This window comes from Pseudomonas sp. 3JA (assembly GCF_036961705.1).
Classification (GTDB): domain Bacteria; phylum Pseudomonadota; class Gammaproteobacteria; order Pseudomonadales; family Pseudomonadaceae; genus Aquipseudomonas; species Aquipseudomonas fluorescens_Q.
In genome coordinates, this window is the sequence record NZ_JBAMDJ010000056.1 from 1 (window position 1) to 26,421 (window position 26,421).

Consider the following 26,421-nt stretch of genomic DNA (forward strand, 5'->3'; position numbering starts at 1 on the left):
TCCGGTCGACCAACCGATTTGCTCTTGAAGCTGACACCGATTCGAGGCATTCCCTTAACCCACGCCGTGCCCAATTCCCGTGGCGAGGGAGCTTGCTCCCGCTGGGGCGCGCAGCGGCCCTAGAACCTGGCGACGCGGTGAATCAGGTTGATTGAGTGAGCTTGAGAGGGGGCTGCTGCGCAGCCCAGCGGGAGCAAGCTCCCTCGCCACAGGGGGAGGCGCTTGCGTCACACCGTCGGTTTTTAAGTTCTGAACCCTCCGTCCCTGCGGGTTGTCGACTAGGCTCTAAGCACTGCTTGATAGCCCTTGTGACGTCTTGTCGAATTTTTTGCCCGCGGGGGCGGGTGTTGCACCTTTTGTCACACGTCGACTTTTCAAACAGAACCCTGGAGCCTGCCCACTGATTCGAGAGGTGCCCCATGAGTCTGCTGCTGGAACCCTATACCCTTCGCCAATTGACCCTGCCCAATCGCATCGCGGTATCGCCGATGTGCCAGTATTCGAGCACCGATGGCCTGGCCAACGATTGGCACCTGGTGCACTTGGGCAGCCGTGCCGTGGGCGGTGCCGGCCTGGTGTTCACCGAAGCCACCGCCGTCACCGCCGACGGTCGCATCACTGCCCAGGACCTGGGGCTGTGGAATGATGAACAGATCGAACCCTTGCAACGCATCACCCGGTTCATCACCGCCCAAGGGGCCGTGCCGGGCATACAACTGGCCCATGCCGGACGCAAGGCCAGCACCTGGCGACCCTGGCTGGGCAAGCATGGCAGCGTCAAACCGGCGGATGGCGGCTGGGTGCCGGTCGGTCCGTCGCCGATTGCCTTCGACCCGCAACACACCCAGCCGGTGCAACTGGACGAAGGGCAGATCGCCGGGGTGATCCAGGCCTTCGTGGACTCGGCCAAGCGTGCTCTCACGGCCGGCTTCAAGGTGGTTGAGGTCCACGCGGCCCATGGTTATCTGTTGCATCAGTTCCTCTCGCCCTTGAGCAATCAGCGGCGCGATCAATATGGCGGCTCGTTCGAGAATCGCATCCGCCTGGTGCTGCAAGTCACCGAAGCGGTGCGGGCCGTATGGCCTGAAGAACTGCCGGTGTTCGTTCGCGTTTCTGCCACCGATTGGGTCGAGGACGGGTGGAACCCGGACGAAACCGTGGAGCTGGCGCGGCGATTCAGGGCCCTGGGAGTGGATTTGATCGATGTGTCATCGGGTGGCACGGCCGCGAATGCGGAAATTCCCACCGGCCCGGGTTACCAGACGCGCTTTGCCGAGCGGGTGCGCAAGGAGTCGGAAATCGCCACCGGCACCGTCGGCATGATCACCGAACCAGCCCAGGCCGAACACATCCTGCGCACCTGCCAGGCCGATATCATCTTCCTGGCCCGCGAATTGTTGCGCGATCCGTACTGGGCCCTGCATGCCGACGATGACCTGGGCGGACGCAAGGCCACGTGGCCCGCGCAGTACCAGCGGGCAACGCATCGGGACCAGCCGATTCATGAGTCGGATTTGCGCGATTGAGTGAGGGATAAAACAAAGCCCCGGTCGGGTTGGCCGGGGCTTTTGCTTGTCTGGCTGAAATGCCGGTGCCTGTACTTGCCTCATCGCGAGCAAGCCCAGTCGCTGGATAACGATCAGGGATACTTGCGCTTATCCGGCGCCGGCGGGAAGTACTGGTACAACCAGGTCTCGCTCAAGGTGCGGTCCTTGGTGCGAATGAACAGGCGCATCTGCACCGGCTCCACGCTGTCGTCGGTCGGGTGCCAGTCGAAGGTAATGCGGTAGCCCTTGATCGCATCCAGCACCAACACATTGAAGTCCTTCACTTCGCCGTGGGAGCAGGTCACCACCGGTTCGATGCCGGTGCCCGGCGGCAGTTGGTCGAGGCCGCCGCCGCTGAAGTCCACGGCAAAGCGACGGGCCCAGACGGTCGGGTAATGCTCGCCCGGTGCCCAGCCTTCGATGAAACCGCCCATGCCTGAGCGGGTGGCGTCGACGCGGGCCAGGTCCGTGCTGACCGGCGGCAGCGCGCTCCAGTAGAGCTTGTAGCCATAGTTCAGCGAGTCGCCGGCGGCCACCGGTTTTTTCGGCGTCCAGAACGCGACAATGTTGTCCAGGGTTTCGCCGGTGGTAGGAATCTCCAGCAAGTCGACCGAGCCTTCGCCCCAGGCCGTCGTCGGTTCGACCCACAGGCTTGGGCGCTTGCTGTACCAGTCCACAGTGTCCTGGTAGCTGGCAAAGTCGTGGTCGGTCTGCACCAGGCCGAAACCTTTCGGGTCCTTGTCGGCGAAGGCGTTGAATTGCAGGGTGGCGGGGTTGTTCAACGGACGGCACACCCACTCGCCGTTGCCGCGCCACATGGCCAGCCGGTCGGAATCGTGGATTTGCGGGTGAATGGTGTCGCACATGCGCCGTTCGACGGTGCCACAGCTGAACATGCTGGTCATGGGCGCGATACCCAGTTGCTCGATGGCGGTACGGGCATTGATGTGCGCGTCGATCTCCATCACTACCCGGGTTGGCTGGCAATCGATGTCAAACCGATAGGCTCCGGTGGCGCTGGGGGAGTCGAGCAGGGCATAAACCACGAACCGGGTGCTGTTCTTTTCCGGGGTTTCGAACCAGAACTTGGTGAAGTCCGGGAATTCTTCGCGTTGCTTGGCGTAGGTGTCGATGGCCAAACCGCGGGCCGACAGCCCGTACTGGCCGCTGGCATCCACGGCGCGGAAGTAGCTGGCCCCCAGAAACGAAACGATGTCGTGCCGATCCAGTTCCGGCGCCTTGAAGACGCGAAAGCCGGCGAAGCCCAGGTCACCCTTCAATTGCGCGGTGTTGACCGTGGTTTTCTGATAGTTGAACAGTTCCGGACGGAAGTGCACCTCACGGGCCATACGCGTCTTCGGATCGACGCTGTACATGCGCACCGGCTGCTTGAAGCCCATGCCGACGTGGAAGAACTGCGCATCCAGTTGCCGCCCGTCCAGGTCATTCCACAGCGAGTGGTTGACGTCGTACTGGATGGCGTTGAACTGCAGCGGAGACATCAGGGCCAGGGTTTCTGGCAGGACTTGCTTGGTGTCGACATAGCGGCTCTCGGCCAGCCGTCGGGCTTGATCTTTCAAACCGTTGAAGTCAAAAGGACGGGCTTCGCCGTCGGCAGTCTGATCGGCGGCCCAGGCGCGTGCTGCCATGAGGCCTGAGGCTGAAAGCCCGGTGTAGGCGGCGAAGGCCATGGAGGCCTTGAGCAGATTCCTGCGGTGCATAAATACAACCTTTCTCGAAACAATCCCGAGCCGATCCTGGCAACAAAGACTGATAAAAGAGTTCGGACATGCCTTTGGCCAAACGCGACGAACGTTAGAACAGATACCTGAGAGCTGGATCGGTTCACCGAGGCGCAAAATCATAGGGGAAATACAGGCTTTGAGAGCAAGGAAAGCGTGGCCTGGTCAAATTTTCTTACAGTTATTTCTTTTTTTATAAGGATTGCGGCATTTTTTGACTAATTACTCTAAAACTCCCTTTTCACGCTTTGAATCCTCCCTATTCTTTAGCGTGATAGACGATCTAACCCGGGTTCAGACGGCGCTATCAGGTCAACCTCGACGTAAAGAAGGACAACTCATGACAAAAATACAGGGCATTACCGAAATGCTGGGGATCTTTCCAGGCCTGACCAACCCGCGCAGGACACGCCGGCTCAGCCTTGAAGAATTGAGACTGGTGGAGCGCTATCGGGAGTTGTCGGAAAACGACCGCATCGCCATGCGCTACCTGGTGGATGCGATGAGGAGTGTTTCGCGGTTTTGAAGCGTGGCGCAGGTGAGCGGTCGGGGCAGGCGCGCCGGCCGACATCACTCCACCGACCAATCCTGGGGACGTTCGGTGCGCTGGTGCAGTATCCGCAGCACTTGCAGTTGTCCCTGCTCGAGCCGGTACGGGGCAACGAACGGGTAGCGTGTCAACACCAGCTCTCGAATATCGGGAACGACCGAAGGACGGCCCGAGCCGGGAAAGCGTTGCAGTTGGCGCAATGTCTCCAGGATGGCGAGGATGACCTCATCGGCGCCTTCTGCGCCGATAGCGCTTTGGTAATGTTCGTGGATCGAGTCGAGGTCACTCTGTGCTTTGTCGGTCAGTACGATGCTCGGCACGCTTTGCCCACTTAGCCTTCACGGCGTCCAGATCGGTCAGATTTCCAGCATCGGCATCGGCCATGCCTTCGCTGATGGCTTGCAGATGCCAGGATTCGGCTTCCACATATCGAACCAGTGCACGCTTGAGGTGATACTGGCGGTCGCGGTCGGTGGCGGCAGCCAGCAAGTCCAGCTGTTGGGCCAGACCTTCTTCCACACGAAAGGACAAAACGGGCGAGGCCATGGCTGATCTCCAAGGTGTATACGTTGTAGACACCCTAGGTGCTGCCAGGATTTCCGTCAACCGGCGGGCGTGCACCGATCGACGAAAACCTTAGCAGGACGAACGCCGGGCAGGCGCGAGCATGTGTTGCCAACGTTGTCTGGTCGTCAATGCTTGAACATCACATGTCGCACCACCGTGTAGTCCTCCAGCCCATACATGGACATGTCCTTGCCATAGCCGGAACGTTTCTGACCGCCATGGGGCATTTCGCTGACGAGCATGAAGTGCGTGTTCACCCAGGTGCAGCCGTATTGCAGGCGTGCCGACAGGCGATGGGCACGGCCAATGTCGGCGGTCCACACCGATGAGGCCAGGCCATAGTCCGAGTCGTTGGCCCAGGCCAGCACCTGTGCCTCGTCGAGAAACGGGGTGACGGACACCACTGGCCCGAAGACTTCCCGGCGGACGATTTCGTCATCCTGCTGGGCGTCGGCCAGCACCGTCGGCTCGAAGAAAAAACCGTTGCCGTCCACGGCCTTGCCGCCGGTGATCAGGCGGATATGTGGCTGGGCGATGGCCCGTTCGACGAAAGCGGCCACGCGGTCGAGGTGCTGGGCGGTGATCAATGGGCCCATCTCGGTGTCGGATGCGGTTTGCAAGCCGTATTTGATGCTGCCCACCGCGGCGCCGAGCTTTTCGACGAACTGCTCGTAGATGCCTTGCTGGGCATAGATGCGGCAGGCGGCGGTGCAGTCCTGGCCGGCATTGTAGAAACCGAAAGTGCGAATGCCTTCCACCGCCGCGTCAATATCGGCGTCGTCGAAAATGATCACCGGGGCCTTGCCGCCCAGTTCCATGTGCATGCGCTTGACGCTGTCGGACGTGCTGGAAATGATGTTCGAGCCGGTGGCGATGGAGCCGGTCAGCGACACCATGCGCACTTTCGGGTGGGTGACCAGCGGATTGCCGACGGTCTGCCCACGGCCAAAGATCACGTTGAGTACACCAGCCGGGAAAATTTCCGACGCCAGTTCCGCCAGGCGCAACGCCGTGAGTGGGGTTTGCTCCGACGGCTTGAGCACCACGGTATTGCCGGCCGCCAGGGCCGGGGCGATTTTCCAGGCGACCATCATCAGCGGGTAGTTCCACGGCGCGATGGAGGCGATGACGCCCACCGGATCGCGACGGATCATCGAAGTGTGCCCCGGCAGGTATTCGCCCCCCGCCGAACCGCTCATGCAGCGGCTGGCACCGGCAAAGAAGCGGAATACGTCGGCAATCGCCGGGATCTCGTCGTTCAGCGCGGCGCTCAAGGGTTTGCCGCAGTTGTCCGACTCCAGCTTCGCCAGTTCTTCGCCGTGGGCTTCGATGGCATCGGCCAGCTTGAGCAGCAACAGGGAGCGGTCCTTGGGCGGTACTTGCGACCAGGCTTCGAAGGCGGCATCGGCGGCGCGCACGGCGGCATCGACCTGGGCCTCGCTGGCCTCGTTGATTTCCACCAGTACTCGCCCCAGCGACGGGTTGAACACTGCCTGGCCGGGGCCTTCGCCGTTCACCAGGTGGCCGTTGATCAGCAGTTTGGTTTGCATGTCCAAGTCCTCTTCAATCTTGTTTGTGACTCCTGTGGGAGCGAGCAAGCCCGCTCCCACAAGGGATCCGGTTCCACCGTGACTATTTCCCGCCGCTACCGGCCACGCTCTCACCGCCACGGGTCAGGTAATACGCGCCCAATATCGGCAACATCGTGACCATCATCACCAGCATCGCCACCACGTTGGTCACCGGCACATCGCGAGGGCGGCTGAGCTGGTTGAGCAGCCACAGCGGCAAGGTGCGTTCGTGGCCGGCGGTGAAGGTGGTGACGATGATCTCGTCGAACGACAGCGCGAACGCCAGCATCCCGCCGGCCAGCAGTGCCGACCCCAGGTTAGGCAGGATGATGTAGCGAAAGGTCTGCCAGCCGTCGGCGCCCAGGTCCATCGAAGCCTCGATCAGACTGTGGGAGGTGCGGCGCAGGCGGGCGATCACGTTGTTGTAGACGATCACCACGCAGAAGGTTGCATGGCCGACGACGATGGTGAACATCCCGGGTTCGATGCCCAAGGTCTTGAAGGTCGCCAGCAGCGCGATACCGGTGATGATGCCCGGCAAGGCAATCGGCAGGATCAGCATCAGCGAAATGCCCTGTTTGCCGAAAAAATCCCGGCGGTACAGCGCCGCCGAGGCCAGGGTGCCAAGCACCATGGCGATCAGTGTGGCGATGGCCGCGACCTGCAACGACAGCTTGATCGCTTCCAGTACATCCGGGCGCGAGAAGGCGACGCTGAACCACTTCAAGGTCAGGCCCTTGGGCGGGAAGCTGAACGCCGCGTCCTCGGTATTGAAGGCGTAGAGGAAGATGATCAGGATTGGGAAGTGCAGGAACACCAGCCCGCCCCACGCCGCGATCCGCAAGCCCCACGAGGCCCGGTCTTGAGAGTCAGAGTGCATCGAAAGCTCCCAGTCGCTTGACGATGGATAAATACAGCGCGATCAGCACGATGGGCACCAGGGTGAACGCCGCGGCCATGGGCATGTTGCCGATGGCGCCTTGCTGGGCGTAGACCATGCTGCCGACGAAGTAGCCCGGCGGGCCCACCAGTTGCGGCACGATGAAATCCCCCAGGGTCAGCGAGAAGGTGAAGATCGAGCCGGCGGCGATGCCGGGGATCGACAGCGGCAGGATCACCTGCATGAACGTCTGGTGTGGCCTGGCGCCCAGGTCGGCAGAGGCTTGCAGCAGCGATGGCGGCAGGCGCTCCAGGGACGCCTGGATCGGCAGGATCATGAACGGCAGCCAGATGTAGACGAACACCAAAAAACGCCCCAGGTGTGAGGTGGACAAGGTGCTGCCACCCACGCCCGGGATCCCCAGCACGAACTGCAACACCGGCCCCAGGCCCAGGTGCTGGACGAACCATTGCGCCACGCCGCCCTTGGCCAGCAGCAGTGTCCAGGCATAGGCCTTGACGATATAGCTGGCCCACATCGGCAGCATCACCGCGATGTAGAAAAACGCCTTGGTCTTGCCACTGGTGTAGCGCGCCATGTAATAGGCAATCGGGAACGCGACGATGGCGCTGGCGATGGACACCGCTATCGCCATGCTCAGGGTGCGCAAAATGATGTCGAAGTTCGACGGTTGGAACAGCGCGGTGAAATTCGCCAGGGTCAGGTCCGGCGTGACCGCCATGGTGAAGTCGTCGAAGGTGTAGAAACCTTGCCACAGCAAGGTCAGCAGCGAGCCCAGGTAGATTGCGCCGAACCAGATCAGTGGCGGCACCAGCAACATCGACAGGTACAGGTTGGGGCGCCGGTACAGCAGGTTGGAAAAACGTCGCAACGGTGAGCCGGGCGAGGGCGTTTGAGCGATGGCCAGGGTGTTCATCTCACACCTCGCCACTGACGGTGTCGTGCAGCGCGACCATCGCCTCCCGCGCCCAGCGAACGCTCAGATGCTGGCCGGTCTGGTGCTGCGCCGTGTTGTCGAGCCACTGGGTGTTGGCCTGGCTGAGGTTCAGGGTCTGGCCGTTGGCAAGTTTCAACTCGTAGCGCGTGGCGCTGCCCTGATATTGGATGTCGTGCAGCAGGCCGTGGACTTCGATCTCACCACTGGCCAACGGACCCTCGGCGAAACGCACGTGTTCCGGGCGAATCGAAAACGGCTGTGGATAACCGCTCAGTTCCCGGGCCAGCTCGCCACGGATCACGTTGGAGGTGCCGACGAATTCGGCGACGAAGGTGGTCGCCGGTTTCATGTACAGGTTGCGTGGGGTGTCGACCTGTTCGATGCGGCCCTTGTTGAACACCGCCACGCGGTCGGACATCGACAGTGCTTCGGTCTGGTCGTGGGTGACGAAAATGAAGGTGATGCCCAGCTGGCGTTGCAGCTTTTTCAACTCGCCCTGCATCTGTTCACGCAACTTCAAGTCCAGGGCGCCCAAGGGCTCATCGAGCAGCAACACCCGTGGGCGATTGACCAACGCACGCGCCAGGGCCACGCGTTGGCGCTGGCCGCCGGAGAGCTGCACCGGCTTGCGTTCGCCGTAGCCGCCCAGGGCAACCATCTCCAGCGCTTCGTCGGCGCGCTTGATGCGCTCGGCCTTGGCGACGCCTTTGACTTTCAGGCCGTAGGCCACATTGTCGCGCACGTTCATATGGGGGAAGAGGGCGTAATCCTGGAAAACCGTATTGACGTCGCGCTGGTATGGCGCGAGCCCGGTGGCCTCTTCGCCATGGATGCGGATCGAGCCGGCACTGGGTTGTTCGAACCCGGCGATCAGCCGCAGGCAGGTGGTCTTGCCCGAACCGGATGGGCCCAGCATGGAAAAGAACTCGCCGTCCTGGATGTCGATGCAAACCCGGTCAACGGCTTTCACATCGCCGAACTGACGGGATACCTGGGTGAATTGGACTGCAAGCGTCATGGTGCGGGGCTCCAAAAAGCGGGGCGGGTATGAAATTTCAGGGATTGGAATGCGATCCCGTGGCGAGGGAGCTTGCTCCCGCTGGGTGGCGCAGCCACCCCAAAACCAGCCGATGCGGTGGGTCAGGTCATACCGCGTTGGTCTGTTTTGGGCGTGCTGCGCACGCCAGCGGGAGCAAGCTCCCTCGCCACAGGGTTAAGCAGGTTCCCCCAAAACAGGTTAATGCGCTTTAGCGCCCGCCCATGATCGCAATGTAGTCCTGGGTCCAGCGACTGTACGGCACGAACTTGCCGCCCTCGGCCTGTGGGGTTTTCCAGAAGGCGATCTTGTCGAACTGATCGAAACCGTTGGTCTTGCAGCCCTCGGCGCCCAGCAGCTCGCTGCCCTTGCACGCCGCCGGCACCGCCGGCAAGGAGCCGAACCAGGCGGCGACGTCACCCTGGACTTTCGGTTGCAGCGACCAATCCATCCACTTGTACGCGCAGTTGGGGTGCTTGGCCTCGGCGTGCAACATCGTGGTGTCGGCCCAACCAGTGGCACCTTCTTTGGGAATGGTCGAGGCGATCGGTTGCTTCTCGTTCATCAGCCCGTTGACCTGATACGGCCAGGCGCCGGACGCCACCACACCTTCGTTCTTGAAATCGCTCATCTGCACGGTGGTGTCGTGCCAGTAGCGGTGGATCAGCGGTTGCTGGGCCCGCAGCAATTCCAGCACGGCCTTGTACTGCGCCTCGTCGAGTTGGTAGGGGTCCTTGATGCCCAACTCAGGCTTGGCGGTCTTGAGGTACAGCGCCGCGTCGGCGATGTAGATCGGACCATCGTAGGCTTGCACGCGGCCTTTGTTCGGCTTGCCGTCGGGCAGGTTCTGGGCGCTGAACAGCACGTTCCAACTGGTAGGCGCCTGCTTGAACACGTCGGTGTTGTACATCAGCACGTTCGGGCCCCACTGGTACGGGGTGCCGTAGGTTTGCTGGTTGACCACGTACCACGGTGCATCCTTGAGGCGCGGATCGAGGTTTTTCCAGTTGGAGATCAGCGCGGTGTTGATCGGCTGCACACGCTTGCCGGCAATCAGCCGCAACGAGGCATCGCCCGAGGCGGTGACCAGGTCGTAGCCACCCTTGGTCATCAGGCTGACCATTTCGTCGGAGGTAGCGGCGGTTTTCACATTGACCTTGCAGCCGGTTTCCTTCTCGAAACCGGTGACCCAATCGTAAGCCTTGTCGCTTTCGCCGCGTTCGATGTAACCCGGCCAGGCGACGATATCCAGTTGGCCCTCGCCGGCGCCGACGGCCTTGAGCGGTTCGGCGGCCTGGAGGCTGACGCTGGTCAGCAGCGCCGTGGTGATTGCACTGAGCAATACGGTCTTGTGCGCGTACATGGAAATCCCTCTTGCTTTAATTATGGTCGGGGCAGTGTTTCAACGGGGTGAAGCGCCATTGAAGGCCTGTTATTAGAGTAGTGCTGTTATCTACAGATGCTGGCCGTGGCGGGCCATGATGTGGCGCACCACGCTGTAGTCCTGGAGCGAATCACTGGACAGGTCTTTGCCATAGCCCGAGCGCTTCAGGCCGCCGTGGGGCATTTCGCTGACCAGCATGAAGTGGCTGTTGATCCAGGTGCAGCCGTATTGCAGGCGCGCCGCGACCTGCATGGCCTTGTCCAGGTTTTGCGTCCACACCGAGGAGGCCAGGCCGTATTCGGAGTCGTTGGCCCAGTCCACCGCCTGGCTGAGTTCGTCGAAGCGGGTCACGGTGACCACCGGGCCGAATACCTCGCGCTGGACGATTTCATCGCTTTGCTTGCAACCGGCCAGCAGCGTGGGCTGGTAGTAGAAACCGGCGCCGGAATGCACCGCCGCGCCGGTGATGCGTTCGATGTGCGGCTGGCCGAGGGCGCGCTCGACGAAACTGGCGACGCGGTCGCGCTGGCGGGTGCTGATCAGCGGGCCGATCTCGTTGTCGGCGTCGCGCTTGCCGGCAAAGCGCAGGCTACTGACCGCCGCACCGAGTTCGGCCACCAGGCGATCGTGAATCGCACCTTGGGCGTAGATCCGGCACGCCGCGGTGCAATCCTGCCCGGCGTTGTAATAACCGTAGGTGCGCACGCCTTCGACCACGGCCTGGATGTCGGCGTCGTTGCACACGATCACCGGTGCCTTGCCGCCCAGTTCCAAGTGCGTGCGCTTGAGGGTTTTCGCCGCGGCCTGGAGGATCTTTTGTCCGGTGACGATATCGCCGGTCAGCGAGACCATGCGCACCTTGGGATGGCTGACCAGATGGCTGCCCACCCCTTCGCCGCCCCCGCAGAGGATATTGATGACGCCTCGAGGCAGGATCTGCGCCAGTGTCGGCGCCAGGGCCAGGATCGACAGCGGTGTGTGTTCCGACGGCTTGAACACCAGCGTATTGCCGGCGGCCAGGGCCGGGGCGATTTTCCACGCGGCCATCATGATCGGGTAGTTCCATGGTGCGATGGACGCCACCATGCCAATCGGGTCGCGGCGCACCATGCTGGTGTAGCCGGGCAGGTATTCGCCACTGAGCTGGCCGGTCTGGCAGCGCACGGCGCCAGCGAAGAAACGGAATACATCCACCGTCGCACTGAGGTCGTCCTGGCGCGCCAGGTACAGCGGCTTGCCGCAGTTCAGGGATTCGAGGCGGGCCAGTTCATCGGCGTTCTTTTCGATGGCGCTGGCAATGTCCAGCAGCAGGTTCGAGCGTTGTTGCGGCGTGGTGCGCGACCAGCCGTCGAAGGCGCGATGGGCGGCGAGGATCGCGGCTTCCACCTGTTCAGTGCTGGCCTCGGCGATGTGAGCCACCACTTCGCCGGTGGCCGGGTTGAGAATCGGCTCGACAAGGCCTGCACCGGGAACGAGTTCCCCGTCGATCAGCAACGCGGTGCACAACGGGGTTTGCATACCAGCCATGTCCGATTTCTCTTTTTATGTCGGTTGAAACACCGAACCTGTGGGAGCGAGCTCGCTCCCACAATGGAATGTGGTGATGCAGCAAGACTAGTGCTCAGCCTCAAGGCCGACAAATTCGAAATACTCAAGGCTGCGTTCGATTAAATAGATGGCTTGCGCCCGCCATGAGGCTGTTCCCGGGCGACGGCCAGGAACGGGTCGACCGACGCCGGTCGCGCCGTGCCCCGGCGCCAGGCCAGGCCGACGTCGAGGGTCTGGTTGAGGTCGGCAATCGGTCGTGCTTCGATGATGTCACCCTCCAGCGACCAAGGCCGGTAGGTCATGTCCGGCTGGATCGACACGCCCAACCCCGCCGCCACCAGGCTGCGCACCGCTTCGGTCGATGCCGTACGCAGGGTGATCTTCGGTTGCAGGCCGGCACCGCGCCACAGGCGTTGGGCGTTACGGTCCATTTCATCGACGTTCAGCTGGATCAGCGGCTCGCGGGCCACGTCGGCCAGGTTGATGCTGTCGTGTTCCAGCAATGGGTGCTGCGCCGGCAGCCACAAGCGGTGTGGTGAATGCGTCAGCACTTCGGTCTGCAAGGCATGGCGGTCTTCCAGGTTGGACAGGATCAACACCCCGACGTCGATTTCGCCGCTGACCAGTAAATGCTCGATGTAGGGCCGCTCGTCCTCCATCACCCGGATTTCCACGTTGGGATAGGCGCGCTGGAAACGGGTCAGCAGGTCCGCCAGGTAATAGCCGGCGACCAGGCTGGTGACGCCGATGGTGACTTGGCCGGCGACCTGGTCGGTGCTCTGTTGCAGGCTGCGCTTGGCGTTGTCGACCGTAGCCAGGATTAAATGGGCCTGGCGCAGGAATTGATGACCCTGATGGGTCAGGGTCATGCCTTTGGCGTGGCGGTTGAACAGGCTGACGCCGATTTCCTGCTCCAGTTGCTGGATGGCCAGGGTCAAGGTCGACTGGGAAATGAACGCCGTTTGCGCAGCGGCGGAGATCGAGCCGGTTTCGGCCACAGCGATGAAATGGCGGATCTGGCGCAGGGTCATCATGGTCGAATACCCGGAAGGCGGTTTTATCAATGTGCTGGAGTGTATATCGTTTTTTTAGAAGGATAGGTGAGCGCGTCTTTGAATGAGCCAGGCAACATCTGGAAGCAATCTCGCCAACGGCGCCGGGGCACTTTCGATCTACGCTGGTGGCCTTAAGTTGACCCGAATAGGTGGAGGCAACAAATGAACACCCGTGGATTGCTCGATCAGCTTCTCAAGTCCGGCCAGGAAATGTTGCAGAACAAGGCTGGCGGGTCCCAAGGCAAGTCATCCGGCGGTCTGGGTGGATTGCTCGGCGGCTCCGGCAACCTGGGCGGGATGCTTTCCGGCGCGGGCGGCGGGGCACTGGCCGCCGGCGCCATGGGCCTGTTGCTGGGCAACAAGAAAGCCCGCAGCTTCGGCGGCAAGGCCTTGGCTTATGGCGGCCTCGCAGCCTTGGGCGTGATCGCCTACAAGGCCTACGGCAACTGGCAGGCCCAGCAAGGCACCGCGCCGAGATCCGAACCGCAGACCCTCGACCGTGTACCCCCGGCGCAGGTCGAGCAGCACAGCCAGGCGATCCTCAAGGCGCTGGTGGCGGCGGCCAAGGCCGACGGCCATGTGGACGAGCGCGAGCGGCAGTTGATCGAAGGCGAGTTCACCAAGCTCGACAACGACCAGGAACTGCAACACTGGCTGCACGCCGAACTCAACAAGCCCCTGGACCCCACCGACGTCGCCCGCGCCGCCAGCACCCCGGAGATGGCGGCAGAAATGTACATCGCCAGCGTAATGCTGGTGGACGAGGAAAACTTCATGGAGAAGTCCTACCTCGATGAACTGGCGCGCCAACTCAAATTGGAGCCGGGGTTGAAAGTGGAACTGGAAAAACAGGTGCGCCAGGCGACCGCCTAGAACAGCCCCAGCGCTATTCCCTGATCCACCGCCATCGCGAGCAGGCTCCCACAGAAGGGCGCAACCCCCTGTGGCGAGGGAGCTTGCTCCCGCTGGGTGGCGCAGCCGCCCCAAACCAGCCGATGCGGTGGGTCACGTCATACCGCGTCGGTCCGTTCGGGCGTGCTCCGCACGCCAGCGGGAGCAAGCTCCCTCGCCACAGGGCTCTCATCTGGCCCTGGGCGATTAATGAACCTTGCCTTCGCCCCACGCCGCCCTTAAGTCACCACGCAACCCTCGGCTATACTCCCCAGCATTTTCAAGTGCCCGAGGTTTTACTGTGAAGAATTGGACATTGCGCCAACGCATCCTGGCGAGTTTTGCGGTGATCATCGCCATCATGCTGTTGATGGTGGTTGTCTCGTACTCACGGTTGTTGAAGATCGAGGACAGTGAAGAAAACGTCCGGGTCGATGCGGTGCCCGGGGTGTATTACAGCTCCATGATTCGCGGTGGCTGGGTGGACAGCTACGTCTTGACCCAGCAGATCGTCGGCCTTTCGGGTAACCGGGAAATCACCGCTGAGGACAAGGCCCGCTACCAGGGCTTCGAGCAGCACCTGCGCGAAGAAATACAGAACTATCAGAAACTGATCCAGGCCCCGGCCGACCAAGTCTCTTTCGACGAGTTCGAAGTCAATCACCAGGATTTCAACAAGGCCTTGGCGAAGGTCCTGGACCTGTATCAGCGCAAGGATTACGAAGGGGCGCGACTGGCGTTGAACACAGAGCTGACCAAGGCGTGGCTCGACGGCCGCGGGCACTTGAACCAGATCATCGAGCGCAATCGCGAACTGGCGCAAAGTGCCACCCAGACCATTGGCGATGCGGTAACGGCGGCCAAGGTCGCCATGGGCCTGTCGTTACTGGTCGCGCTGGTCGTCGCCGTACTCTGTGGCCTGTTACTGATGCGGGCGATCATGGGGCCGATGAACCGCATCGTCGAGATCCTCGAGATCATGCGCAGCGGCGACCTGAGCGGGCGCCTGAACCTGGCGCGCAAAGACGAATTCGGTGCCGTGGAAACCGGATTCAACGACATGATGGCCGAGCTGACCTCACTGGTGTCCCAGGCCCAGCGTTCTTCCGTGCAGGTCACCACCTCGGTCACCGAGATCGCTGCGACCTCGCGCCAGCAACAGGCCACGGCCACCGAAACCGCCGCCACCACCACTGAGATCGGCGCGACCTCCCGGGAAATCGCCGCCACCTCTCGAGACCTGGTGCGCACCATGACTGAAGTGTCCACCGCCGCCGACCAGGCCTCGGTGGCCGCTGGCTCCGGCCAGCAAGGCCTGGCGCGCATGGAGGAAACCATGCATTCGGTGATGGGTGCCGCCGATCTGGTGAACGCCAAGCTGGCGATCCTCAACGAGAAGGCCGGCAATATCAACCAAGTGGTGGTGACCATCGTCAAAGTGGCCGACCAGACCAACCTGTTGTCCCTCAATGCGGCCATCGAGGCCGAAAAGGCCGGTGAGTATGGTCGTGGTTTCGCCGTGGTCGCCACTGAAGTACGACGCCTGGCCGACCAGACCGCCGTGGCGACCTATGACATCGAGCAGATGGTGCGCGAGATCCAGTCCGCGGTATCGGCCGGCGTGATGGGCATGGACAAGTTCTCCGAAGAAGTGCGCCGAGGCATGGCCGAAGTGCAACAGGTGGGTGAGCAGCTGTCGCAGATCATCCATCAGGTCCAGGCCCTGGCACCGCGGGTGTTGATGGTCAACGAAGGCATGCAGGCCCAGGCCACCGGTGCCGAGCAGATCAACCACGCCCTGGTGCAACTGGGCGATGCCAGCAGCCAGACCGTGGAGTCCCTGCGTCAGGCCAGTTCCGCCATCGACGAACTGAGCCAGGTAGCCGTAGGGCTGCGCAGCGGCGTCTCGCGTTTCAAAGTCTGATGGGCGAACTCGAGACCCGGCGTGGCGCCGCACCGACGGCCCGCCAGTCGTTGTTCCTGGTGTTCTGCATCGGCAACGAACGTTACGCCCTGCAGGCCATCGATGTGGTGGAAGTGCTGCCGCGCCTGCCCCTCAAACCGATCGCCCGGGCGCCGTCCTGGGTGGCGGGGGTGTTTGCCTGGCGTGGCACGGTGGTGCCGGTGATCGACCTGTGCGCCCTGACCTTTGGCCAGAGCGCCGAGGCCCGGACCAGTACGCGACTGGTGCTGGTGCGCTATCAGGGCGACGCGCAACAAACGGGACAGGTGCTGGGCCTGATCCTTGAGCAGGCGACCGACACCATGCGCTGTGACCCGGCCGATTTCAAACCCTATGGCCTGGACAACCGGCAGGCGCCGTACCTCGGCCCGGTACGCGAAGATGCCCAGGGGTTGCTGCAATGGGTGCGGGTCAATGACCTGCTCGATGAGTCGGTTCGGGCGCTGCTGTTTCCTGCGCCGCCGCTGAACCTCGACGACCTCGAGGCAACGCCATGAACAACGACCAGCGTTTTTTCGATTTTCTCAAGGAGCGCATCGGCCTGGATGTGACCTCCGTCGGCACCGCGATCATTGAGCGAGCCGTGCGTCAGCGCATCGGTGCCGTGCCCGGGCGAACCGCCGATGAATATTGGCAGGGCCTGCAGTATTCGGCCCAGGAGCAGCAAGCGCTGATCGAAGCGGTAATCGTCCCGGAGACCTGGTTCTTTCGCTACCCCGAATCCTTCGCCACCCTCGCCAGGCTGGCCGTCAAGCGCCTGGCCGAGATCAAGCACCTGCGCGCGCTGCGCATCCTCAGCTTGCCGTGTTCCACCGGCGAAGAACCTTATTCGATTGCCATGGCCTTGCTCGACGCAGGCCTGGGACCGCATCAGTTCAAGGTGGACGGCCTGGATGTCAGCCCGCTGTCGGTGGCGCGGGCCAAGAAAGCGCGTTACGGCAGGAATTCCTTCCGTGGTGCGGAGCTGGGTTTTCGCGAGCGCTACTTCGACGCCGAAGACGAGGGCTACCGCCTCAGCGAGCGGGTGTGCGAACAGGTGCGTTTGCAAGTGGGCAACCTGCTGGATCCGGCCTTGTTGGTGAACGAGGCACCTTACGACTTTGTGTTCTGTCGCAACCTGCTGATCTATTTCGACCAGCCGACCCAGCAGCAGGTGTTCGAGGTGCTCAAGCGCCTGACTCATCAGGACGGTGTGCTGTTTATCGGCCCCGCCGAGGGCAGCTTGCTGGGCCGATTGGGCATGCGCTCGATCGGGATCGCCCAATCGTTCGCCTTCAGCCGCCAGGGGGCACCCGAGCCGCAACCGTTGCCGGCCTTGATGCCGACCCCGCTGCCGGTTCGTCAGCCACCGCCCCGCGTTGTCCCGCCGGTGATTCGGCCGCGGCCGTTTGCGGCAAGCGTGACGCCGATTGCCGAACCCAAAAGCAGTGACGCTGCGGCCTTGCTGGCCAATATTGCTGCCCTGGCCAACGGTGGCAAAAGCGCCGAGGCCCGCGTGGCTTGCGAGGCCTACTTGCGCAGCCACGCGCCAAACGCCCAGGTGTTCTATTGGTTGGGCCTGCTCAGCGACATGGCTGGCAGCGCCCTTGAAGCCCAGGGTTTTTATCGCAAGGCGCTTTATCTTGAACCGCAACACGCCGAGGCCCTGGTGCATCTGGCGGCGCTGCTGGCTTCCCAGGGAGACGCGGCCGGAGCCCGTCGATTGCAGGAACGCGCCGCCCGTAGCGGGCGCGCGGCAGACAGTGAGCACAAACGATGAGCGGTTCGGCTTCTTACACCGTTACCCATGACGATGCCCAGGCTATCGACGACTGTTGGAATCGCATCGGCGTGCATGGCGACAAATCCTGCCCGTTGTTGGTCGAGCATATTCACTGCCGCAATTGCTCGGTGTATTCGGCGGCCGCCACCCGGCTGCTCGACCGTTATGCCTTGCCGCAGGATCAGCGGGATCTGTCTCTTGCCCCCGCGGACACCGATGTGGTCACGCGCTCGCTGCTGATGTTCCGCCTCGGCGAGGAATGGCTGGGCCTGACGACGCGCAGCCTGGTGGAAGTGGCGCCGTTGCAGCCGATCCATTCCTTGCCCCACCAGCGCTCGCGGGCCTTGTTGGGGGTGGCGAATGTACGCGGGGCGCTGGTGGCCTGCCTGTCGCTGGTCGAGCTGTTGGACCTGGAACCCGGCACGGCGGTGGCTTCCGGCGCACGGGTGATGCCGCGCATGTTGATTGTCGCGGCCAAGGGCGGGCCGGTGGTGGTGCCGGTGGATGAGGTCGACGGCATCCACGCCATCGATGAACGCGTCCTGGCGAGCGCTTCGCAATCGACGGGCAAGTACACCCGTGGTGTGCTGCCCTTCAAGGGCCGTAGCCTGCGCTGGCTGGATGAAGAACAACTGCTGTCCGCCGTGGCTCGGAGCCTGTCATGACCCCTGACCAGATGCGCGACGCCTCGTTGCTGGAGCTGTTCAGCCTGGAAGCCGAAGCCCAGGTCCAGGTGCTGAGTGCCGGCCTGCTGGCCCTGGAGCGCGATCCGACCCAGGCCGATTACCTGGAGTCGTGCATGCGCGCGGCGCATTCCCTCAAGGGCGCGGCACGCATTGTCGGGGTGGACGCTGGCGTCAGCGTGGCCCATGTGATGGAGGATTGCCTGGTCAGCGCCCAGGAGCAGCGCCTGGTGCTGGGCGCTGAGCACATCGATGCCTTGCTGCAGGGTACTGACCTGCTGATGCGCATCGCCACCCCGGGCAACAGCGTCGGTGCCCCGGATATCGACGCCTATGTGGCGTTGATGGGGCGGCTGCTTGATCCCAACGCGCCACAGGTCCCGGCAGTGGTCGTACCAAGCGTCGAGACAGCGGTCGAGCCGCTACGCATCGAGCTGCCGGACGTGGAACCGCCTCCGGCAATGGAGCCGGCCCCCAAGCGCAAACGGGTCACCGAAGGCGGCGAACGGGTCTTGCGGGTCACGGCCGAACGCCTCAACAGCTTGCTCGATCTGTCGAGCAAGTCCCTGGTGGAGACCCAGCGCCTCAAGCCCTGGCTGGCGACGATGCAGCGACTCAAGCGCCAGCAAAGCACCGGTTTGCGCGCCCTTGAAGAGCTGAATGTACACCTCAAGGACCATGCCCTGAGCCTGCAAGCCCAGGAAGCCCTTGGCGATGCCCGCCGTTTGCTCGCCGAAACCCAGCAATTGCTGGCGCAGAAAACCGCCGAGCTGGATGAGTTCGCCTGGCAAGCCAGTCAGCGAGCGCAGGTGCTGTACGACACGGCGCTGGCCTGCCGCATGCGCCCGTTCGCCGATGTGCTTTCGGGTCAGGCTCGCATGGTCCGTGACCTGGGCCGCAGCCTGGGCAAACAGGTGCGCCTGGAGATTGAAGGCGAGAAAACCCAGGTCGACCGCGATGTGCTGGAAAAGCTCGAAGCGCCACTGACCCACTTGCTGCGCAACGCCGTGGACCACGGCATCGAAACCCCGGAACAACGGATACTGGCCGGCAAGCCTGCCGAAGGCGTGATTCGCCTGCGCGCCTCCCATCAGGCTGGCCTGCTGGTCCTGGAATTGGCGGACGATGGTGCCGGGGTGGACCTGGAGCGGGTGCGCCGCAGCATCGTCGAGCGCGGCCTTTCCCCTGAGCAAACCGCCGCCAGCCTGAGCGAAGAGGAACTGCTGACTTTCCTGTTCCTGCCCGGTTTCAGCTTGCGCGACAAGGTCACCGAAGTGTCCGGGCGCGGCGTCGGCCTGGACGCGGTCCAGCACATGGTCCGGCAACTGCGCGGCGCGGTGGTACTGGAGCAGACGGCGGGCGAGGGCAGTCGTTTCCATCTTGAGGTGCCGCTGACGCTGTCGGTGGTGCGCAGCCTGGTGGTGGAAGTCGGCGATGAAGCGTACGCCTTTCCCCTGGCCCACATCGAACGCATGTGCGACCTGGCGCCGGAAGACATCGTTCAGGTCGAAGGCCGCCAGCATTTCTGGCACGAAGGCCGGCATATCGGCTTGGTCGCCGCCAGCCAGTTGCTCAATCGCCCGGCGACGCAAGGCAACAGCCAAACCCTCAAGGTCGTGGTGATCCGCGAGCGCGAGACGATCTACGGCGTGGCGGTGGAGCGCTTCATCGGCGAGCGAACCCTGGTGGTCCTGCCCCTGGACGAACGCCTGGGCAAGGTCCAGGACATTTCCGCCGGGGCCTTGCTCGACGACGGTTCAGTGGTGTTGATTGTCGATGTCGAAGACCTGCTGCGTTCGGTGGACAAGTTGCTCGATACCGGACGCCTGGAACGCATCGCCCGGCAGAACCAGGCCCAGGCCCCGCGCAAGCGGATCCTGGTGGTGGACGATTCCCTGACCGTGCGCGAGCTGCAACGCAAGTTGTTGCTCAATCGCGGCTATGACGTGGCGGTGGCGGTGGATGGCATGGATGGCTGGAATGCATTGCGCTCAGAGGATTTCGACTTGCTGATCACAGACATCGACATGCCGCGCATGGACGGCATTGAGCTGGTGTCGCTGTTGCGGCGTGACAACCGGCTGCAATCGCTGCCGGTGATGGTGGTGTCCTACAAGGATCGTGAAGAAGATCGTCGCCGTGGCCTCGACGCCGGCGCCGACTATTATTTGGCCAAGGCGAGTTTCCATGACGACGCCTTGCTTGATGCCGTGGTCGAATTGATCGGAGGGGCGCGCGCTTGAAGATCGCCATCGTCAATGACATGCCCCTGGCGGTCGAGGCCCTGCGCCGGGCCCTGGCGTTCGAGCCGGCGCACCAACTGGTCTGGGTGGCCGCCAACGGGGCCGAGGCGGTGCAGCGTTGCGCCGAGTACACCCCGGACCTGATCCTGATGGATTTGCTCATGCCGATCATGGATGGTGTGGAGGCCACTCGGCGGATCATGGCCGACAGCCCCTGCGCGATCGTGATTGTCACCGGGGACAGCCAGCAGAACGTCCACCGGGTGTTCGAGGCCATGGGCCATGGCGCGCTGGATGTGGTCGATACCCCGGCCCTGGGTGTCGGTAATCCGGCGGACGCGGCGGCACCGCTGCTGCGCAAGATCACCAACATCGGCTGGCTGATCGGTGAGCGCAACAAGCGTGAGCGCCCCGCGCCGGCGGCGCAGCGTGCGGCAGTGTCGCGCAAGAGCCTGGTGGCCATCGGGTCGTCGGCGGGCGGGCCGGCGGCGCTGGAAGTGCTGCTCAAGGCGCTGCCGCGTCACTTTGCCCCGGCCATCGTGCTGGTCCAGCATGTGGACGAGGTGTTCGCTGCAGGCATGGCCGAGTGGCTGGGCAGCGTGTCGGGCCACACGGTGCGCCTGGCCCGGCACGGCGAGACGCCGCAAAGTGGTACGGTGTTGCTGGCCGGGACCAACCATCATCTGCGTTTGTTGAAGGACGGCACCCTGGCCTATACCGCCGAGCCGGTGAACGAGATCTACCGGCCCTCCATCGACGTGTTTTTTGAAAGTGTTGCCCAGTACTGGAGCGGTGACGCGGTGGGCGTATTGCTCACCGGCATGGGCCGCGACGGTGCACAAGGGCTTAAACTCATGCGCCAGCAGGGCTATGTGACCGTCGCCCAGGACCAGCGCAGCAGCGCGGTGTACGGGATGCCCAAAGCGGCGGCCGCCATCGACGCCGCCGTCCATATTCTCGCCCTGGACGCTATCGCGCCACGGTTGTTGGAGATTTTTACCCCATGAAGAATTCCGCCCGCGTTGCCTCAGGCCATACTCAGGTAAGCCACCATGAATGATCTGCAGCTCGACGAATTCAAGCGCGAAGAGAACGCCGCCATGGTCTTGCTCGTTGACGACCAGGCGATGATTGGCGAGGCGGTGCGGCGCGGGCTGTCGAATGAAGACAACATCGACTTCCACTTCTGCTCCGACCCTCACCAGGCCATCGCCCATGCGGTTCGCATCAAGCCGACGGTGATTCTCCAGGACCTGGTGATGCCCGGCCTGGATGGCCTGAGCCTGGTGCGCGAGTACCGTAACCATCCGGCCACCCGTGATATCCCGATCATTGTCCTGTCCACCAAGGAGGACCCGCTGGTCAAGAGCGCGGCGTTCGCCGCGGGGGCCAACGACTACCTGGTCAAGTTGCCGGACAACATCGAACTGGTGGCGCGCATCCGCTATCACTCGCGTTCCTACATGATGCTGTTGCAACGCGACGCGGCTTATCGGGCACTGCGGGTCAGCCAGCAGCAACTGCTCGACACCAACCTGGTGCTGCAACGCTTGATGAACTCCGACGGCCTGACCGGCCTGTCCAATCGCCGGCACTTCGACGAATACCTGGAACTGGAATGGCGCAGGGCGATGCGCGACCAGAGCCAACTGTCGCTGCTGATGATCGATGTGGACTACTTCAAGGCCTACAACGACAACTTCGGCCATTTGGAGGGCGACGAAGCGCTGCGCAAGGTCGCCACGGCGATCCGCGAGGCGTGCAGCCGTCCATCCGACTTGCCAGCCCGTTACGGCGGCGAGGAGTTTGCCCTGGTCCTGCCCGGCACCTCGCCGGGCGGCGCCCGGCTAATGGCCGAGAAACTGCGCCAGGGCGTCGTTGCCCTGAAAATCCCCCATACCACGCCTGACGGCGGCGAGAACCTGACCATCAGCATTGGCGTCTCGACCATCACGCCGCAGCAAGGTGGCGATTGCCGGCAACTGATCTCGGCGGCGGACAAGGGGTTGTACCTGGCCAAGCACAATGGGCGGAATCGGGTGGGTTTCGAATAACCCCTAGCCTGGCGAGATTGCTTTTGTGGCGAGGGAGCTTGCTCCCGCTGGGCTGCGCAGCAGACCTGAAACCAGGCGGCTCGGTGTATCAGATGAGTTTTGTGGCGAGGGAGCTTGCTCCCGTTGGGCTGCGCAGCAGACCTGAAACCAGGCGGCTCGGTGTATCAGATGAGTTTTGTGGCGAGGGAGCTTGCTCCCGCTGGGCTGCGCAGCAGACCTGAAACCAGGCGGCTCGGTGTATCAGATGAGTTGAGTCGCTCCTTTTGGGGCTGCTGCGCAGCCCAGCGGGAGCAAGCTCCCTCGCCACAGGTCCGTGTTGACCCACCCCCGAGTATCATTGCCCCTAAAGCCGCCAGGCGGGCTGCCGCTGGCGCTTGATTACGTTATACTCGCCGGCTTTCAAAAGTTCGCCAACGAGTGCTGCCCGCCATGGAAATCAACCCGATCCTTAACACCATCAAGGACCTGTCCGAGCGCTCCGAAACTATTCGGGGGTATCTTTGACTACGATCAAAAGCATGAGCGTCTGACCGAAGTCAATCGCGAGCTTGAAGATCCGAATGTCTGGAACAACCCTTCGTACGCCCAGGAGCTGGGCCGCGAGCGTTCTGCGCTGGCGCAGATCGTCGAGACCCTGGACGAGTTGTCCAGCGGCCTGGCCGATTGCCGCGACCTGCTGGACATGGCTGTCGAAGAGAACGATGAAGGCGCGGTCGGCGATGTCGTCGCCGAGCTGACACGCCTCGACGAGAACCTCGCCAAGCTGGAATTCCGTCGCATGTTCAGCGGCGAGATGGACATGAACAACGCCTACCTGGACATCCAGGCCGGTTCCGGCGGCACCGAAGCCCAGGACTGGGCCAACATCCTGCTGCGCATGTACCTGCGCTGGGCTGACAAACGCGGTTTCGACGCCACCATCATGGAACTGTCGGCCGGTGAAGTCGCCGGGATCAAGGGCGCTACCGTGCACATCAAGGGTGAATACGCCTTTGGCTGGCTGCGGACCGAGATCGGCGTGCACCGCCTGGTGCGCAAGAGCCCGTTCGACTCCGGCAACCGTCGCCACACCTCGTTCTCGGCCGTCTTCGTTTCGCCGGAAATCGATGACAACATCGAGATCGAGATCAACCCGGCGGACTTGCGCATCGACACCTACCGTTCCTCCGGGGCCGGTGGCCAGCACGTCAACACCACCGACTCGGCCGTACGGATTACCCACGTACCGACCAACACCGTGGTCAGTTGCCAGAACGAGCGTTCCCAGCACGCCAACAAAGACACCGCGATGAAGATGCTCCGGGCTCGCCTTTACGAGCAGGAAGTGCAGAAGCGCAACGCGGCGTCCCAGGCACTGGAAGACACCAAGTCGGACATCGGCTGGGGTCACCAGATCCGTTCGTACGTGCTCGATGCCTCGCGGATCAAGGATCTGCGGACCAGCATCGAACGCAGCGATTGCGACAAGGTGCTCGATGGCGATATCGATGAATACCTGATCGCCAGCCTCAAACAAGGGCTGTAACGCGACACCCATGCGGCGGGCAGGCACGCTTCCATCAAGGAGCAGACTGGCCCGCAAACTCCGGCCCGGGGCCGGGGGCAACGAACCTGTGATGGAATCCTTAAAGACATGAGCGACCTAGAACTCGACCCGCAAGCCCTGCAACAGGAAGAAAACTCCCTGATCGCCCTGCGCAAGGAAAAGCTTGCTGCCGAGCGCGCCAAGGGCCAGGCCTTCCCCAACGACTTCCGCCGCGACGCCTACTGCGACGTCTTGCAGAAGCAGTATGCGGACAAGACCAAGGAAGAGCTGGCCGAGGCGGCGATTCCTGTCAAGGTGGCCGGTCGTATCATGCTCGACCGTGGTTCGTTCATGGTGATCCAGGACATGACCGGTCGCATCCAGGTCTACGTCAACCGCAAGACCCTGCCGGAAGAAACCCTGGCCGCCGTCAAGACCTGGGACCTGGGCGACATCATTGCCGCCGAAGGCACCCTGGCCCGTTCCGGCAAGGGTGACCTGTATGTCGAAATGACCAGCGTGCGCCTGCTGACCAAGTCCCTGCGCCCGCTGCCGGACAAGCACCACGGCCTGACCGACACCGAGCAGCGTTATCGCCAGCGCTACGTCGACCTGATCGTCAACGAAGACGTGCGCCAGACGTTCCGCGTGCGCTCGCAAGTCATCGCTCACATCCGCAGCTTCCTGATGAAGCGTGACTTCCTGGAAGTCGAGACGCCGATGCTGCAGACCATCCCCGGCGGTGCGGCGGCCAAGCCGTTCGAAACCCACCACAACGCCCTGGACATGGAAATGTTCCTGCGCATCGCGCCGGAGCTGTACCTCAAGCGGCTGGTGGTCGGTGGCTTCGAGAAAGTCTTCGAGATCAACCGCAATTTCCGTAACGAAGGCGTTTCGACCCGGCACAACCCCGAGTTCACCATGCTCGAGTTCTACCAGGCCTACGCCGACTACGAAGACAACATGGACCTGACCGAGGAACTGTTCCGCGAACTGGCGCAGCTTGTTCTCGGGACCACCGACGTGCCGTACGGCGACAAGGTGTTCCACTTCGGCGAGCCGTTCGTGCGCTTGTCGGTGTTCGACTCGATCCTCAAGTACAACCCTGAACTGACTGCCGATGACCTGAACGACATCGAAAAGGCTCGCGCCATCGCCAAGAAGGCCGGTGCCAAGGTGCTTGGCTTCGAAGGCCTGGGCAAGCTGCAAGTGATGATTTTCGAAGAGCTGGTCGAGCACAAGCTGGAACAGCCGCACTTCATCACCCAGTACCCGTTCGAAGTGTCGCCGCTGGCCCGTCGCAACGACGAGAACCCAAGCGTGACCGACCGTTTCGAGCTGTTCATCGGTGGTCGTGAAATCGCCAACGCCTATTCCGAGCTCAACGATGCAGAAGACCAGGCCGAGCGTTTCATGGCCCAGGTGGCTGACAAGGACGCCGGCGACGACGAAGCCATGCACTACGATGCCGACTTCGTGCGTGCCCTGGAGTACGGCATGCCGCCGACCGCAGGCGAAGGCATCGGCATTGATCGCCTGGTGATGTTGTTGACCAACTCGCCGTCGATCCGGGACGTGATTCTCTTCCCGCACATGCGGCCTCAAGCGTAAGTGCTTCAACTAAAAAGCCGCCTCGATGGGCGGCTTTTTATTGCCTGTCTGGTACAAACGTATCAATTGGTTAGTTTTTCAAAGAGCGAGGAAGACCTGTCGTGAATCGTGCAATGGCTTCAGAAGGTGCCGCGGGCGTCGCCACGGCTGTCGCTGAAAGTGTTCAGTACCAGGGCCGCAAGGCCAGCCGACAGGGCAGTGAGCAGCGTCGCCAGGAGATTCTCGACGCGGCCATGCGCATTGTGGTGCGCGATGGCGTGCGGGCGGTGCGGCACCGCGCCGTAGCTGCCGAAGCGGGCGTGCCGTTGTCGGCCACCACGTATTACTTCAAGGACATCGACGACCTGCTCACCGATACCTTCGCCCAGTATGTGGAGCGCAGCGCGGCGTTCATGGCCAAGCTGTGGACCAACAAGGAAGGTCTGCTGCGGGAAATGGTCGCCTACGGGGACGGCAGCGCCGGAGCCCGCTCGCAACTGGCGGACGATATGGCACGCCTGGCCGCCGACTATGTGCAACATCAGTTGCACGCCCGCCGCGAATACCTGATGGCCGAACAGGCCTTTCGCCAGGAAGCGCTGCTCAACCCTCGACTGGCTGAACTGGTGCGTTCCCATCAGCAGATCCTGCTGCAAGGTACCTGTCAGATTTTCCAGGTATTGGGCTCGCGTGATCCGCAACAGGATGCCAAAGTGTTGACGGCGATTATCGGACGGATGGAATATCAGGGCTTGCTCAATGGCGCCGAGCCGGTCGCGGCAGAAGAAATGCTCGGCATCCTGACCCGCTACATGCACCTGGTACTGGCGTCGGTGTAGTTGAAGCACCGCAGTTTATGTGGCGAGGGAGCT

General features: G+C 62.7%; 23 protein-coding genes. 13 read left to right on the forward strand and 10 right to left on the reverse strand.

What is annotated here, in order from left to right; translation table 11 throughout:
- Positions 1-419: 419 nt before the first annotated feature.
- Positions 420-1,526 (forward strand): NADH:flavin oxidoreductase/NADH oxidase, encoded by a 1,107-nt coding sequence (locus tag V7773_RS27940; protein ID WP_063322819.1) that lies wholly within the window; start codon positions 420-422, stop codon positions 1,524-1,526.
- A 113-nt stretch (positions 1,527-1,639) separates the two neighbouring features.
- Here the strand turns inward: V7773_RS27940 and V7773_RS27945 are convergent, their stop codons facing one another.
- Positions 1,640-3,268 carry a glucan biosynthesis protein D gene (locus tag V7773_RS27945; RefSeq protein ID WP_063322818.1) on the reverse strand — a complete coding sequence of 543 codons (1,629 nt, stop codon included), beginning with the start codon at positions 3,266-3,268 and terminating at the stop codon, positions 1,640-1,642.
- Positions 3,269-3,629: 361 nt separating this feature from the next.
- Between V7773_RS27945 and V7773_RS27950 the strand changes: the two genes are divergently transcribed.
- Positions 3,630-3,815 carry a hypothetical protein gene (locus tag V7773_RS27950; protein ID WP_003198116.1) on the forward strand — a complete coding sequence of 62 codons (186 nt, stop codon included), beginning with the start codon at positions 3,630-3,632 and terminating at the stop codon, positions 3,813-3,815.
- Positions 3,816-3,859: 44 nt separating this feature from the next.
- Here the strand turns inward: V7773_RS27950 and V7773_RS27955 are convergent, their stop codons facing one another.
- The 9 genes from V7773_RS27955 to V7773_RS27995 form a co-directional block, all read right to left on the reverse strand.
- Positions 3,860-4,159, reverse strand: a complete 300-nt coding sequence (locus tag V7773_RS27955) for a type II toxin-antitoxin system RelE/ParE family toxin (RefSeq protein WP_063322817.1) — start codon at positions 4,157-4,159, stop codon at positions 3,860-3,862.
- The gene (locus V7773_RS27960; protein ID WP_063322816.1) at positions 4,122-4,385 is read right to left on the reverse strand and encodes a CopG family ribbon-helix-helix protein; all 264 of its coding nucleotides are present in this window, start codon (positions 4,383-4,385) and stop codon (positions 4,122-4,124) included. The genes V7773_RS27955 and V7773_RS27960 overlap by 38 nt, the downstream gene beginning before the upstream one ends.
- A gap of 146 nt (positions 4,386-4,531) precedes the next feature.
- Positions 4,532-5,956 carry a gamma-aminobutyraldehyde dehydrogenase gene (locus V7773_RS27965; RefSeq protein ID WP_336076272.1) on the reverse strand — a complete coding sequence of 475 codons (1,425 nt, stop codon included), beginning with the start codon at positions 5,954-5,956 and terminating at the stop codon, positions 4,532-4,534.
- Between the two features lie 82 nt (positions 5,957-6,038).
- A complete protein-coding gene (locus V7773_RS27970) occupies positions 6,039-6,857 on the reverse strand; it encodes an ABC transporter permease (RefSeq protein ID WP_057448389.1) in 819 nt (272 codons plus the stop codon).
- Entirely contained in the window at positions 6,847-7,794 is a 948-nt protein-coding gene (locus V7773_RS27975) for an ABC transporter permease (protein ID WP_336076273.1), read from the reverse strand. Before V7773_RS27975 ends, V7773_RS27970 begins: the two co-directional genes overlap by 11 nt.
- 1 nt (position 7,795) lies before the next feature.
- Positions 7,796-8,833: an ABC transporter ATP-binding protein gene (locus tag V7773_RS27980; protein WP_014336742.1), complete on the reverse strand. Its 1,038-nt coding sequence runs from the start codon at positions 8,831-8,833 to the stop codon at positions 7,796-7,798.
- A 229-nt stretch (positions 8,834-9,062) separates the two neighbouring features.
- A complete protein-coding gene (gene ydcS, locus V7773_RS27985; protein ID WP_072346663.1) occupies positions 9,063-10,214 on the reverse strand; it encodes a putative ABC transporter substrate-binding protein YdcS in 1,152 nt (383 codons plus the stop codon).
- A 90-nt stretch (positions 10,215-10,304) separates the two neighbouring features.
- Positions 10,305-11,762 carry a gamma-aminobutyraldehyde dehydrogenase gene (locus tag V7773_RS27990; RefSeq protein WP_336076274.1) on the reverse strand — a complete coding sequence of 486 codons (1,458 nt, stop codon included), beginning with the start codon at positions 11,760-11,762 and terminating at the stop codon, positions 10,305-10,307.
- Positions 11,763-11,902: 140 nt separating this feature from the next.
- Complete coding sequence (locus tag V7773_RS27995; protein ID WP_018611075.1) at positions 11,903-12,817, reverse strand: LysR family transcriptional regulator; 915 nt, start codon at positions 12,815-12,817, stop codon at positions 11,903-11,905.
- A gap of 183 nt (positions 12,818-13,000) precedes the next feature.
- Here V7773_RS27995 and V7773_RS28000 point away from each other — a divergent pair, with 183 nt between their 5' ends.
- The 11 genes from V7773_RS28000 (at position 13,001) to V7773_RS28050 (ending at position 26,388) form a co-directional block, all read left to right on the forward strand.
- Positions 13,001-13,711 (forward strand): tellurite resistance TerB family protein, encoded by a 711-nt coding sequence (locus V7773_RS28000; RefSeq protein ID WP_063322810.1) that lies wholly within the window; start codon positions 13,001-13,003, stop codon positions 13,709-13,711.
- 319 nt (positions 13,712-14,030) lie between these two features.
- The gene (locus V7773_RS28005; protein WP_063322809.1) at positions 14,031-15,653 is read left to right on the forward strand and encodes a methyl-accepting chemotaxis protein; all 1,623 of its coding nucleotides are present in this window, start codon (positions 14,031-14,033) and stop codon (positions 15,651-15,653) included.
- A complete protein-coding gene (locus V7773_RS28010; protein WP_092143969.1) occupies positions 15,653-16,189 on the forward strand; it encodes a chemotaxis protein CheW in 537 nt (178 codons plus the stop codon). Before V7773_RS28005 ends, V7773_RS28010 begins: the two co-directional genes overlap by 1 nt.
- A complete protein-coding gene (locus tag V7773_RS28015) occupies positions 16,186-17,451 on the forward strand; it encodes a protein-glutamate O-methyltransferase CheR (RefSeq protein ID WP_336076275.1) in 1,266 nt (421 codons plus the stop codon). Before V7773_RS28010 ends, V7773_RS28015 begins: the two co-directional genes overlap by 4 nt.
- Entirely contained in the window at positions 17,448-18,119 is a 672-nt protein-coding gene (locus V7773_RS28020) for a chemotaxis protein CheW (RefSeq protein ID WP_336076276.1), read from the forward strand. The genes V7773_RS28015 and V7773_RS28020 overlap by 4 nt, the downstream gene beginning before the upstream one ends.
- Positions 18,116-20,380: a hybrid sensor histidine kinase/response regulator gene (locus tag V7773_RS28025; RefSeq protein WP_336076277.1), complete on the forward strand. Its 2,265-nt coding sequence runs from the start codon at positions 18,116-18,118 to the stop codon at positions 20,378-20,380. Before V7773_RS28020 ends, V7773_RS28025 begins: the two co-directional genes overlap by 4 nt.
- Complete coding sequence (locus V7773_RS28030) at positions 20,377-21,387, forward strand: chemotaxis response regulator protein-glutamate methylesterase (protein ID WP_336076278.1); 1,011 nt, start codon at positions 20,377-20,379, stop codon at positions 21,385-21,387. The genes V7773_RS28025 and V7773_RS28030 overlap by 4 nt, the downstream gene beginning before the upstream one ends.
- A gap of 45 nt (positions 21,388-21,432) precedes the next feature.
- Positions 21,433-22,434, forward strand: a complete 1,002-nt coding sequence (locus V7773_RS28035) for a response regulator (RefSeq protein ID WP_063322803.1) — start codon at positions 21,433-21,435, stop codon at positions 22,432-22,434.
- A gap of 429 nt (positions 22,435-22,863) precedes the next feature.
- Positions 22,864-23,959 (forward strand): peptide chain release factor 2 gene (gene prfB, locus V7773_RS28040; protein WP_095963568.1). Its coding sequence is split into 2 segments (ribosomal slippage): positions 22,864-22,935 and positions 22,937-23,959, totalling 1,095 coding nucleotides; the frame shifts between segments, so codons are not numbered across the junction.
- Positions 23,960-24,067: 108 nt separating this feature from the next.
- Positions 24,068-25,570 (forward strand): lysine--tRNA ligase, encoded by a 1,503-nt coding sequence (gene lysS, locus V7773_RS28045; protein WP_057448378.1) that lies wholly within the window; start codon positions 24,068-24,070, stop codon positions 25,568-25,570.
- Positions 25,571-25,671: 101 nt separating this feature from the next.
- Positions 25,672-26,388, forward strand: coding sequence for a TetR/AcrR family transcriptional regulator (locus V7773_RS28050; protein WP_336076279.1), 717 nt, complete (start codon positions 25,672-25,674; stop codon positions 26,386-26,388).
- Positions 26,389-26,421: the final 33 nt, after the last annotated feature.

Bases quoted from the DNA above. Each gene is read 5' to 3' on its own strand.
- V7773_RS27945 (WP_063322818.1), bottom strand. From the start codon at position 3,268: ATGCACCGCAGGAATCTGCTCAAGGCCTCCATGGCCTTCGCCGCCTAC.
- V7773_RS27960 (WP_063322816.1), bottom strand. From the start codon at position 4,385: ATGGCCTCGCCCGTTTTGTCCTTTCGTGTGGAAGAAGGTCTGGCCCAA.
- V7773_RS27950 (WP_003198116.1), top strand. From the start codon at position 3,630: ATGACAAAAATACAGGGCATTACCGAAATGCTGGGGATCTTTCCAGGC.
- V7773_RS27980 (WP_014336742.1), bottom strand. From the start codon at position 8,833: ATGACGCTTGCAGTCCAATTCACCCAGGTATCCCGTCAGTTCGGCGAT.
- V7773_RS28020 (WP_336076276.1), top strand. From the start codon at position 17,448: ATGAGCGGTTCGGCTTCTTACACCGTTACCCATGACGATGCCCAGGCT.
- V7773_RS28000 (WP_063322810.1), top strand. From the start codon at position 13,001: ATGAACACCCGTGGATTGCTCGATCAGCTTCTCAAGTCCGGCCAGGAA.
- V7773_RS27940 (WP_063322819.1), top strand. From the start codon at position 420: ATGAGTCTGCTGCTGGAACCCTATACCCTTCGCCAATTGACCCTGCCC.
- ydcS (WP_072346663.1), bottom strand. From the start codon at position 10,214: ATGTACGCGCACAAGACCGTATTGCTCAGTGCAATCACCACGGCGCTG.
- V7773_RS28035 (WP_063322803.1), top strand. From the start codon at position 21,433: ATGAATGATCTGCAGCTCGACGAATTCAAGCGCGAAGAGAACGCCGCC.
- V7773_RS27970 (WP_057448389.1), bottom strand. From the start codon at position 6,857: ATGCACTCTGACTCTCAAGACCGGGCCTCGTGGGGCTTGCGGATCGCG.
- lysS (WP_057448378.1), top strand. From the start codon at position 24,068: ATGAGCGACCTAGAACTCGACCCGCAAGCCCTGCAACAGGAAGAAAAC.
- V7773_RS28015 (WP_336076275.1), top strand. From the start codon at position 16,186: ATGAACAACGACCAGCGTTTTTTCGATTTTCTCAAGGAGCGCATCGGC.
- V7773_RS27965 (WP_336076272.1), bottom strand. From the start codon at position 5,956: ATGCAAACCAAACTGCTGATCAACGGCCACCTGGTGAACGGCGAAGGC.
- V7773_RS27990 (WP_336076274.1), bottom strand. From the start codon at position 11,762: ATGGCTGGTATGCAAACCCCGTTGTGCACCGCGTTGCTGATCGACGGG.
- V7773_RS28010 (WP_092143969.1), top strand. From the start codon at position 15,653: ATGGGCGAACTCGAGACCCGGCGTGGCGCCGCACCGACGGCCCGCCAG.
- V7773_RS27995 (WP_018611075.1), bottom strand. From the start codon at position 12,817: ATGATGACCCTGCGCCAGATCCGCCATTTCATCGCTGTGGCCGAAACC.
- V7773_RS27975 (WP_336076273.1), bottom strand. From the start codon at position 7,794: ATGAACACCCTGGCCATCGCTCAAACGCCCTCGCCCGGCTCACCGTTG.
- V7773_RS28025 (WP_336076277.1), top strand. From the start codon at position 18,116: ATGACCCCTGACCAGATGCGCGACGCCTCGTTGCTGGAGCTGTTCAGC.